The organism is Rickettsiales bacterium (assembly GCA_029252805.1).
GTDB lineage: Bacteria > Pseudomonadota > Alphaproteobacteria > Rickettsiales > JALZUV01 > JALZUV01.
This window is the reverse complement of the sequence record JAQXAR010000046.1, coordinates 36,674-48,210: the sequence shown is the minus strand read 5'-3', so window position 1 is coordinate 48,210 and position 11,537 is coordinate 36,674. Positions and strand designations below refer to the sequence as shown.

General features: G+C 49.1%; 5 protein-coding genes. 2 read left to right on the top strand and 3 right to left on the bottom strand.

Translation table 11 applies throughout. From position 1 onward, the window contains the following. Window positions 1-363 precede the first annotated feature (363 nt). The 3 genes from P8P30_09225 to P8P30_09215 form a co-directional block, all read right to left on the bottom strand. On the bottom strand, window positions 364-6,270 hold the full coding sequence (locus P8P30_09225; protein MDG1287726.1) for a filamentous hemagglutinin N-terminal domain-containing protein: 5,907 nt from the start codon (window positions 6,268-6,270) through the stop codon (window positions 364-366). A 171-nt stretch (window positions 6,271-6,441) separates the two neighbouring features. Further along, the gene (locus P8P30_09220; GenBank protein ID MDG1287725.1) at window positions 6,442-8,118 is read right to left on the bottom strand and encodes a ShlB/FhaC/HecB family hemolysin secretion/activation protein; all 1,677 of its coding nucleotides are present in this window, start codon (window positions 8,116-8,118) and stop codon (window positions 6,442-6,444) included. Between the two features lie 123 nt (window positions 8,119-8,241). Further along, window positions 8,242-8,877, bottom strand: coding sequence for a transglutaminase-like cysteine peptidase (locus P8P30_09215; GenBank protein ID MDG1287724.1), 636 nt, complete (start codon window positions 8,875-8,877; stop codon window positions 8,242-8,244). A gap of 326 nt (window positions 8,878-9,203) precedes the next feature. Between P8P30_09215 and recQ the strand changes: the two genes are divergently transcribed. Then, complete coding sequence (recQ, locus tag P8P30_09210) at window positions 9,204-11,030, top strand: DNA helicase RecQ (GenBank protein ID MDG1287723.1); 1,827 nt, start codon at window positions 9,204-9,206, stop codon at window positions 11,028-11,030. Continuing rightward, the gene (locus P8P30_09205) at window positions 11,030-11,533 is read left to right on the top strand and encodes a hypothetical protein (GenBank protein MDG1287722.1); all 504 of its coding nucleotides are present in this window, start codon (window positions 11,030-11,032) and stop codon (window positions 11,531-11,533) included. Before recQ ends, P8P30_09205 begins: the two co-directional genes overlap by 1 nt. Window positions 11,534-11,537 lie beyond the last annotated feature (4 nt).

Sequence of the window (11,537 nt, the reverse complement as noted above, 5' to 3'; positions counted from 1 at the left end):
TTAATCTGTTCTTGAAAGAATGTGAGTGGAGGTTTAATATGGGCACACCAAGTGACTTACTGGCAGACCTGAAAAAGTTGCTCAAAGAATATTATTAGGTGTCAGCCCCTAATTTTTTTATTTTAGGTGATAAATAAATTTCAAAAAAAATAGAAATGCGCCATTAAGTATCTAGATCAGTCCTGAAAGGGGACAATACAAGAGGCACAAGCCTGTATACAATTCAAAAGAAATGCGAAATAGATGGATAGAGTATAAGCTTAAATGAGGGGGGTGTCTGTTACAGTTTCGTGACAATTGGACTTACCCTTCTCCCCTGATGGCTAGGTCATGAAAAGGAGAGAAGGGTACCGTATCGTGTATCTACTCTGCGCCACACTTGCTTGAGTCAAACGTATCGCTGTGACCGGATTGAAGGTAGCTATTTAGGCATTCATCCGGACCCGTTGGTAGGCCTGAATTGCCACCGGCGGCAGGGGTTAAGCCTGCTAATTGTTCAGGTGTTAGGTTGGCGAAATTAGTGCCGCCATTAGTGTTACCGAAGAATAAGCTTAGATCCAGATTGCCCGTGAAGCTTTCGCCTTGGCCAAGGGTTTTCCCAAAGTAAGAGAATAATGCAGTTAGGAGACCGGAATAACGGGTGTCGTTAAACTCGTTCAATGCCTGAGTGCTGCCATCGGGTGAGGTGCTGGTTTCTGTGGTTTCGCCACCGCTCCCGCCATCGCCGCCTGATCCAGTGCCGGTATCGGTTCCAGTGTCACCGTCGCCACCTGAAGTGGTTTCTGGCTCTTCTGGTGTAACGGGAGGAGTAGGAGTGGTCGGGGTCCCCCCAGCCGTCAAGAAGATGACATCGCCGACTTTAACATTGTCATTCTCATCCCATACTTCCGTTTCACCAAAAGCACCCAGAGCGGCTCCCGTTCTGCCGTTAAAGGTGACCGAACGGCCATCAATATCGAGATCATCCATCGCGCCATTTTCCAACTTAATCGCGAATTTTTCATAATCGCTGAAAGACGAACCGGTGGATTTATCGGCAAAGACAACGGCTGCTTTTTTGCCCGTAACGAGCAAGCCAACATCACCACCGCTGACGGTGTTATCCTGTAACGTTGCAAAGCCTTTATTGCGCACCCGAATGCCTGTTTTATTATCGGTGTACGTGTCGCCCATAATCACGGCGTGCCCCTTTTTAACATCGGTGCCACGTTTAAAGCCTGATACCTGATTACCAGAGAGCATCACATTATCTTGAACAAGGAAGCCTGTTGTGTCTGGGTTAAAGGTAGGCAGTTGTTTCTTTTCCTCTATCACCTTTACTTCCTCAACCTCAATGTCGAGTAAAGCCATTGTAGGGATATCGTCGCTAAAGCCGCCGGTGACGGTGTTGTCAGAGATCGTAAAGCCTGGTGCTACATTCTGCACGATAACGGCACGTGAGCCTTTGCTATTGACCTTCTCAATCAGGTTTTGAGTGACGCTACCGGCCACATTACCTGACAAGACAATCCCGCGCTGAGGGCCTGTTGGGTTTTGCACATCGCGACGTACGTCCAATCGGATTGCTTTCTTCTCCTCTTTTGGAGCACCGAAGAAGAATTGACCGCCTGTGATGGTATCGTTGTTGATGTTGACGGTGAGGTCGCTGCCATGAGCACGAATACCGGTGCGCTCAAAGCCTGCAATTTCAGAGTTCTTGATTTCAAGGTTGAAACCTTTTTCTTCTATCTCATCCATGTTGACTTTGACCGGATCTGCGTCTAAGGCATTAAAATCAACGACTTCCTTGATACGGCGCTTAATGATGGCGCTATCTGCTAGGATGCCGATACCTTGAGGCGTCGCACCTTTCGGTGCAGCGTCACGAACAGCAAATTCGGGTAGCATATTCACACCGTTACGAATGTTATACACGCCGACATTATCGACTGTGCCACCGGCATTCTTAAAGCCAATACCGACTGCACGTTCCCATGGAGTATATCCCCGGCTGCCTATTTTCACATCACGGCGGTTGCCTAGGAACCCACCATCAACGCTTAGGTTTGTGATGGTTGCATTGGTGCCTTGCACCTGAATGATCGGACGAGCGGTGAAGTTATCATCAAAGCTTTCGATAAACCCTTCCGGTAAGCGACTGAGATCTGTCGGGAGCAGAACGGTATCAAAGCGATTGTTGGTTGCGCCGGTCAGCGTAATGTTTTTATGGATGTAGGCGCCTTGGTTCCATAAGCCACTTTCAAGCTTCACGGTATCGCCTTCGCGCGCGCCATGGTCAATCGTGTTCTGGATTGAATGGAAGTAACTTGCATCTGCTACAGGGTATGAACCGCCCTTGTTGGCCACATATTTCACTGCACCAAAGTCAACATAGCCACGTACAACAGGGACGAATACTCCACGGAAAACGTTCTGAATCTGCGCATCTGAAATCACAGTCCGTAGTTTGAAACGTTGTGCGTCTGTCAAATCGCCAATGGCTGAACCGAAGAATCTTGTGCCTTCACCCATAATGCGAGTGAAGCCATTGCCGGCACCCGCCGCACTGATAAGAATTTCGTAAGTAGGGTCACCTGCTTTGGCAAAACCTGGCTGGTCAAAAGCGGTTTTAACGCCGTTGAAGGTGGTGTTACCTAAAGAGATGGTTTGGTTTTCATTGCCTGCGATATTGACGAGGCGTAGGGCAGCACCCCACCATTGGCCAATGTGAGAGCTTCTGACCCGTCCTTTTGCGATGGCAGGAACAACAAGAGTACTGCCCAAGTTCACGTCGGTCATGCTGAGCGATGGCAGGCCTTGATAGCCTTGAATAGCAATCATGGCGACTTGGTAATCCCCGCTGACATTGACATTATCAAAGATGAGATTTCCGGCGGCTGCATTTGGCGTACTAAAGTCACCGCTATCGGCGCCGCGAAGCTGGATACCGTAACGTGCACCTTCGGTGTCAGCCGCATTTAAAGCGGTCGTGCCGCGCAGTATAAGGTTGCGCAAGGTAGCGTTATTGTTGAAGAAGAATAGATTGATATCACCACGCCCGCCATTGGCCGCATTGGTAATGTTACCCTCAAAACGTGAGTCTAAAATACTAACATGGTCAATATTGCTGCCTGTCGTCGCATCGCCGGTTACGAAAATACCGTTGGTACGGTAGTCGTTAAAGCAGTTGTTGCGTAGGTTTAGCAAACCCATGGTGTTATTGGCAGTGGCGTGGATACCGATGTCTGAATCGGTGAAGGTAAAGCCGTTTATATCGACGGTGCCTTCGGTTACGCCATCAATGAGGATACCGGTGCCACCATTGGCATCAATGGTAGTGGTGGCCTTGCCGTTGAGAGAATTGAGCGTGAGGTTCTTGTTGATGGTGACGTTTTCTTCATATGTTCCATCGCCGACATTTACGGTATCACCGGCTTGTGCCAGCGCTAGACCGTCTGCGATTTTCGAATTTAGAATAAATTGCGCACCGCTGCGGCGCCACTCGCCGGCAGGTCCGGTGGTGTAAACAAGGTTTTCGAAGGTATTGTCTTTGACTAAATCTTCCAAAGCAGCTGCCGAATCGTCAGGTAAGGTATGCGCTGGACCCGAAGCGGGGCGTAGTGTGATGTTCTCAGACAAAGCCACCGCACTGTTTCCGGCGAAGCGGTTGCCCGTAATACGAACAAGCGCGATAGGGGAGGCCGCAGTTGCTGTTACATTGATACCGAACTTCGTATTACCTTTAATGTCATTATCTAGGATACGCACATTGGCAACGGTATTCTTGTTGGTGGCTTCAAGTCGGATACCCGAATCCTTATTGTCAGAAATATTAGAGTTGCGAATCGTTAGGCCATCAAGGGATGTTTTCTTATTCAGGCGTACGCCGAAGGTGCCACTTTTCGTCACACCCATTGCGTTGAGAGTAAGGTTGGAAATTCCTTTATTCTCGTCTTTGATCTGAATACCTTGTTTCTTGGCGCCTTCAATGGTGAAGTTACTCAATACGACATTGTCCGCACCGGCTTTAAGGGTAATTCCTTGATCCGAGCCGCTAGCATCTAACTTGGTTGTGTCTTTACCAGAGCCGGAAATATCAACATCGCGATCCAGTACTAAGCCGCCTTGCGTAAAGGTGGTGTTGCCTAAGGTCATGCGGCCACCCGTATTGACAATATCAAGGGCTGTTTGCAAATTAACATTATTACTATTGACGGTGACGATCGGTGCGGTTGAAATTTCATCTGCCGCACCGCCTGAGGTCGAGCCAAGGATGGTGCCGCTTAGTAGGCCTTCTAAAGTCAGGCGCTTGCTGGCTTGCATCGTAAGTTGTGCGCCGGCAGTTGTGTTACCTGCAAGGTTGATATTGGTGGCACCGAGGCGGATATTTCCAGCTGTGCTGATGCTGCCTGTATCGGTGACGGTCAGGGATTTTGTTGCATTGATGATTAAATCATCAATCGCGCCGGGGCCGCCTGTTAGAGCGGCTTGGATTGAAACATTATTGCCCGCGGTTAAAGTCATATCATCATCGGCTCGCACCGCGCCACGGATGGTGATGTTGTTGCTGGCATTAACGATAAGATCGGCATTGGTGTGGATCGTACCGTTGATGATAGCATCTTTGGTTTTAATTTCGGCACCGATAACGCCACCGGTTGTATCGGTGATGATCGAACCTGTATCGGCGACGGTGACACGCTCTGCATGACTCGCGCCGTCAATGCCAAGGGCACGGAAGACGCCTTCGCCAAGATCAGTCAGCGAGTTCACATTAATGAGGCGGCCTAGAAGCGACAGGTTACCGTCATTGAGTTTAATTTTTGCATTGAGCAAAATTCTATCGGCTTGCAGGGTGAGTGAGTTGCCAAGCGCGGCTACATCGGTGGAGACATCGATATCTGCTTTAACATTGATGATGTTCAACGCCTCAATCACCACATTGGCGAAGTTATTGAGTGCGGTTTCAACGGCACCTGTAGAAATACGGAAGGTGGTGCCTGCACCATCTGCGGTATTGATTAAACCATCGGCGGTTAGTTCGGCATCCGCTGTGGTCGTCGCATCGATGATCACATTTTCAGGGTCGAGTAGTAACGTACCGCCTGTGCCTTTGAGGCCTTTGAGGTCGACTGCGCCATAAAAGCCCAATAGGCCGCGGCTGGAAACTTCGGCAAAGCCACCATTGTTTGCGCCTTTAGCGCTGATGTTGCCGGTGAAGTGAGTCGCTTTTTCAGACCATAAGATCACGTTGCCACCATTGCCGCCATTGATGCCATCGGCAATCAGGCTGGAATTTCTATCGACCACGGTAGTACCTGCTGAAACGACAGTGCCGTCGCCATGCTTGCTGCCACCGATGAAGATATCGCCCCCGCCAGCATAACCGGAAGCATCTATCTCTGCGGCTGCTAGGTGAACGCCTTTACCGGTAATGGTTGCGGTACCGCCTGTTTGGCCAACGCCTTTGCCGGAAATATTGACTTTGCCGCTGACTTTAACATGGCCATCACCACCTAGAATAATCACGCCGCCTTTTTTGCGAATGCTGGTGGCTTCAATCACGCCAGTCGTGTTGATGACTTCATCGACGACTTTGCTGGCAGCATCTGCGGTCATGTAAACGGTTCCGCCATTGGCAGATAGGGTGCCTGAGTTTTTAATACCGGTGCTTGCTTCCCCTTTAACCGCGAAGCTGACAAGTTCATCCCCGAAAAAGTCAAAGGCAACAGTTTCGCCTGTGCCTAGAGCAACGGTGCCGGCGTTCGCGCGGATCACGCCGCTATTTTCAACGCCAGGCGCTACAAGCGCGACAAGGCCGCCTTCTTTGGCCGTAATGGTGCCTTGGTTAACGATACTAGCATCGGCATTGCCGGCTTGATCAAAGTTTAGATTTCCGGCTTTGAAGTTATCGTCAGAAATATTCGCGCTGGTGGCAATGAGCCCGCCGACATTGACGCGTGAATCAGCGCCGAAGAAGACGCCGTTAGGGTTTACGAGTACCAAGCGTCCGGTGGCGCTGAGTGTGCCAAAGATTTTCGAGGGAGCGGTCGAATCTGTGACACGGTTTAGAGCAATACTATTGGCATCAGGCTGTTGAAAGTGAGTTGCCTCACCTTTGGCGATATCAAAATTCTGCCAGTTAATGATGGCCGTATCACTGCGCTGGTGGATATTGAGGTCAGTACCGGTTTGCTGCAGCGATACATCGCCATGAGCCACGGTTGCACCTTGGGGTAGAGCATTAGCAGTACCTGCGCTCATGGCGATACCTACAGCAATCGCTGTCATACATGTTGACGTCTTTAGGTGAGATCCGAAACGATTTTTGCCAATTGTTGGAAATGTAATACCCTGCATTTAAATACCCTCGATGTGCTAGAATTTAGACTTATTTTGAGAGTTTAATACAGCAACTCCCGCTAGAAATCCAGCAGAAGATTAACCATTTATTAACCTTTGTTAGCGATTGTAGGTCAGGTTAAAGAAGATACGGGTATCATCACCTTTGGTGTTTTCTGCGGCAACACGCTTGGTAAGTGGCATAGCAAGCTCTATGTCACCACGCAGATTATCCAAAAGCCCGGCGCGAACGCCCAAACCGGCTGATGCGAGCGAGGCGGCATCATCTTCGCCAGCAATAATACTGCGATTCCATACTTTACCGTAATCATAAAAACTATAGAGCTGATAATTATTGATCCACTGATTGCTGTAATCTGCATTATAATGCAGCTCGCCGCGCACGCCGAAACCGTTATCGCCACTTAGCTCTGACGGATCGTAAGCGCTACCAAGTGGTGTGCTACCAACAGAAAATTCTTCAGAGGCATGGAGTGGATCAAGCGAGAACTGTCCCGCAGCAGTTACCTGTGCCGCAAAGGGGCCGTAAATAGACTGTAAGCGCTGGACATCGAAATTGAATTTCGTGAAGCTCGAATCTGCGTTAGCACGTGAGATAAGGTCATTGGCATCATTAGCGCCAAAAATATCCACGCCATGAGTGACGCCAGCGGCGAGTTGGTTGATGCCTTTTAGGTTATCCAAAAAGTCATAAGCCAAGCGCCCCGATAGCGTGCGGACACGATCTTCAAAGATAGATAGTCCAAACGTATCGGACTTCGCATTACGGTACGTAAAGGCGATCGTCCCTAACAGGTTCTCGCGACGTGAACGGATGAAGGGATGGGTCGCATCCAAACGAGCCGTTACGCTATCACCTTGAAGGCGTAGGGGAGCGAGGGCGTTGCCAGGCTCTGTGTCAGTATAGTTAATGAGCCCGCGAACCACGGTGCCTTCGCTACCAACAGGCTGAGAGTAAGATGCCTCGTAATAAGCCAGTTCATCTAGGTTAAGGGTTTGAATCGTGCGAATACCAATCGTCTCATGTTGACCAATCAAGTTATGACTCTGAACGGATAGATCACCTTGAGCTGGGCCCAAATAGCGGCTGCCGCGATTATTAACATTGGCGCGGAAGCTGTAGGTTTTTTGTGTCAGTGAGACGGCCATATCAGAGCCACCCACGCCAGAAGGAGCGGCGCTTAGGGTCGCACGGGCTGTCATGCCAGAAAGATCATCCATGAGCAGAAGGTAGCGTTCTAGGTCATTCACATTTAACGCTTTTGAGCGGAGTTTATCGGCATATTCTTCAGCAAGGCTGCCTTTAGAGATGTCACCTGTGAAGGTGACGTCGTTAATATAACCCTCAATGAGTTTAATCTTCACGACACCATCACCGATGCGTTGTTGGGGCAGAATGGCACGTGAAAGAATGAAGCCTTCGTTGCGGTAATAAGCGGTGACGTCATCGACCAATGTTTGTAATCCACTTAAGGTAATGTCTTGACCGAAGCGATCGCCGAATTCTTCTTTAAGTCTGTCGTCGCAAATCGCTTCATTGCCCTCAAACGAGACGGCTTCCATCATGAAGCTCGTACCACCGGAAAGACGCTTTTGTCCTTTACGGTCTTTAATTTGAATGAGAGGTTCGCCCGTGACGGTAGGACGGCTTTCTATCTGATAACGCTGCCCAATTTTCCCTGGCTCAACGGTGCGAGGGATGACTTGCGCATAACTTGTGGAAGCGAGGGCGCATAGCGTGATAGCGGCGGCGGTAGATGATAAAAGTTTAAACATGGCTCGAAAGACTCCTGTGATTTCACCGCACGGCTATCAGGAGCATGCTCAAAAGTCAAATAATGAGCGATATTATTCTACGAAAATTGTTATATTTCCAATACTTGTGTTATTATTGGTGAATTAGGCCTTGCGTGAGGGGTGGTGCCGCCACCAAGCATGTTCATTAATAGAGTAGATAGGAACATAGTGTCGGATATCACGGTCACTCGCGAGATAACTCAACTGATTGTCGAGAATATAGGTTTCCCCATTGAAGTTTACCGCCAGCACGGAATGGAGTTGGTTCAGTTTGATATCTTGTAAAACCACAATACGCATATTGTTCGGATTCCAGCCCAGCGCTTTGAGTGCCATGTATTTTACTATAGCGTAATCTTCGCAATCGCCGCCGCCTTTTTTGAAGAACTGATCTGGTGTTGCCCAGTAATCAGGGGTTTTCCAGCCATCTTTATCTTCGATGTAGCGGTAGCTATTGACCTGCTGATTGATGGCTTTGAGGGTTTGAACCTGATTGGAACGGGTAGGGTGGCTCAACAGAGATGGCCAGTCTTGAGCGGAGCTTACTTGGCCTTGCTGCACAACCCGAGTCCATTTGGCGAAGGCGCTGAGATCGGTGGATTTGGTGCTGGAGCTACTGAACAAGTTCAGTGAGGCTGCATGTGCCTGAAATGAAATGAGGGGCACCAGCAAAAAGACCCCTAAAAGAAGGGCGTATTTTGCTTTGGTTTGAGCGCGGTATCTAATCGTGTTTTTCATCTCCTTTCATTATGAAGGAGTAGGGTTAATAACGATTAACGATTGGGTGGGATTTAGCTAAAATTGTTGATAAATAATTGCTATATATCAGTATCTTGGGTGGTTTGTGTTGAGTGGGTAATGTGAAGGTTTTGTGACAGTGGGGGGTATTTGAGGCGATAACCGTTGCACCGTTAGGGATCAGTGGTGTGCGAAATGACCTATTTGTCTCGAATCGTAGATTTCTTGCCAAATCTCATTCTGGTGCAATATTGGCGCTTAAAAGCCTTGAGCGCTTCTTACAACAGCTCTATTGTGGCGCCTCAATTACAGCAACGAAAGCACTCATGACACTGCGAACTCCTCTCTCAATATTGCGCGATTCCTATGGCTATGACGCATTTCGAGGATCTCAAGCAGAGATCATCGATCATGTTATTGGCGGGGGCGATGCCTTTGTGCTGATGCCAACTGGTAGCGGTAAATCGTTATGTTACCAAATCCCCGCGCTGTGCCGTGATGGTATGGCAATTGTGGTTTCACCCTTGATCGCGCTGATGCAGGATCAAATTTCAGCATTGGAACAACTGGATATCAAAGCCGGCGCGATGAATTCGTCTATGGATTCAGGGCAGATCGCAGCGATACGCCAGCAAATGCTGGAGGGCTCGTTGGATATGTTATATGTCGCGCCTGAGCGGCTGATGATGCCCGATTTCTTGAATCTGTTGGGGCAATGTAACCTCGCGCTTTTTGCGATTGATGAAGCGCATTGTGTCTCACAATGGGGGCACGATTTCCGTCCGGATTATGCGGCGTTATCGCTGCTGGCTGAGCGTTTTCCTGGTGTGCCACGTATCGCGCTGACCGCGACAGCAGATGCGCCGACTCGCAAAGATATTGTCGAACGTTTAGTGCTCGAAAAGGGACGTACTTTTGTCAGCGGGTTCGACCGGCCAAATATCCATTACACCATCGCGCTGCGTAACTCGCCTAAGCAACAAGTGTGGAAATTCATTCAGGAAAAACACAAAGACGAGTGCGGGATTATCTATTGTATCTCGCGAAAAAAAGTGGATGAGATGGCCGTATGGCTACGCGATCAAGGCGTGAATGCATTGCCTTATCATGCAGGCTTGTCAAGCGAAGTGCGTGCGACAAATCAACGCCAGTTTTTACAAGGCGAACAGATCATCATGGTGGCGACCATTGCTTTTGGTATGGGGATCGATAAGCCTGATGTGCGCTTTGTGGTGCATATGAATATTCCCAAAAATATCGAAGCTTATTATCAGGAAACCGGACGTGCCGGCCGCGATGGTCTGCCGTCAAACGCCTTCATGGTTTACGGTATGGAAGATGCGGCCATGCAGCGCCAGTGGATAGAAACCTCCGACGCGCCTGACGAGCAAAAGCGCATCCAAAACCAAAAGCTCGGCGCTCTGCTGGGCTTGTGCGAAACGGCGACCTGTCGCCGTCAGGTGTTGCTGAACTATTTTGACGATAGCTGCGAGCCCTGCGGTTATTGCGATACGTGTGAGCACCCGCCAGAAACTTTCGATGCTTGCGTGCCAGCACAAAAAGCCATCTCCTGTGTTTACCGTACGGAGGAGCGCTTTGGGGTTGCCTATCTTATCGATGTGCTGCTGGGCGCGAATACTGAGCGTATCCGCAACTTCAGCCATGACCAAATCACCACTTATGGTATTGGCACGGAGCTTAGCAAATCCGAATGGCAAAATATTTTCCGCCAGTTGGTCGCAAGTAATTTACTGGCCCCTAAGGCTGACGGCTACGGTGGTTTGCATATTACCGACAAGGGGTGGGCTTTTTTAAAAGGTAAGCCCGCGCTGCCGATGCGACATCATGTTAAAACTGCGACGACACAGAAACTCGAGCGTAGCAACCGTAAATCAACGGCGGCGGCGGGCTTGGCCAGTGAAGCAGATCAAGCGCTTTATGAGCAATTAAAGGCGGCTCGCGGGGTATTGGCGAAAACTAAAAAAGTTCCCGCCTATGTTATTTTTCATGATAAGACGCTGGTTGAATTGGCGCAGCAGAAACCTGATACCTTAGAGGGTATGTTGGATATTAGTGGCATCGGAGAAACCAAGCTAAAGCGCTACGGGCAGCCATTGTTGGATGTGATACTGCACTATGGTGAAGCGGCTTAATGCCACAGGTGCATATTTTTACTGATGGTAGTGTGAAGACTCAATCGAAGGTCGGCTATGGTGCTATGCTTATAGTGACTGATCTAGAGGTGCCTACGGAATCCCTCAAAGAGAGCGTAGCAGTAAAGCGTTTTGAGCAAACGAGTTCGACGAAACTGGAATTACAAACATTGCTGTGGGCGTTGGGTGAAGTGAGTGCTTTGGCCAAGAGCCGCGAGCGAGTCTTAATGGCCTATACTGATTCGCAAAATATTATTGGACTGCCCCAGAGGCGAGCACAACTTGAACGCAATGATTATTTTTCAAGTAAGGGGCGGCGGCTCAATAACTCTGAGCTATATCAAGAGTTCTATCGGCTGACAGATCAGCTGAATTGTCAGTTTATAAAGGTGAAGGGCCACCAGCCCTCTAAGGATAAAGACAAAATTGACCGAATATTTAGTTTAGTGGATCACGCTTCTCGAAGTGCATTACGAGAAGTTTGTGAGGAAAAACTACTATGAGGAA

Coding starts and splice junctions, on each gene's coding strand:
- P8P30_09225 (MDG1287726.1), bottom strand. CDS start 6,270: ATGACAGCGATTGCTGTAGGTATCGCCATGAGCGCAGGTACTGCTAAT.
- P8P30_09220 (MDG1287725.1), bottom strand. CDS start 8,118: ATGTTTAAACTTTTATCATCTACCGCCGCCGCTATCACGCTATGCGCC.
- P8P30_09215 (MDG1287724.1), bottom strand. CDS start 8,877: ATGAAAAACACGATTAGATACCGCGCTCAAACCAAAGCAAAATACGCC.
- recQ (MDG1287723.1), top strand. CDS start 9,204: ATGACACTGCGAACTCCTCTCTCAATATTGCGCGATTCCTATGGCTAT.
- P8P30_09205 (MDG1287722.1), top strand. CDS start 11,030: ATGCCACAGGTGCATATTTTTACTGATGGTAGTGTGAAGACTCAATCG.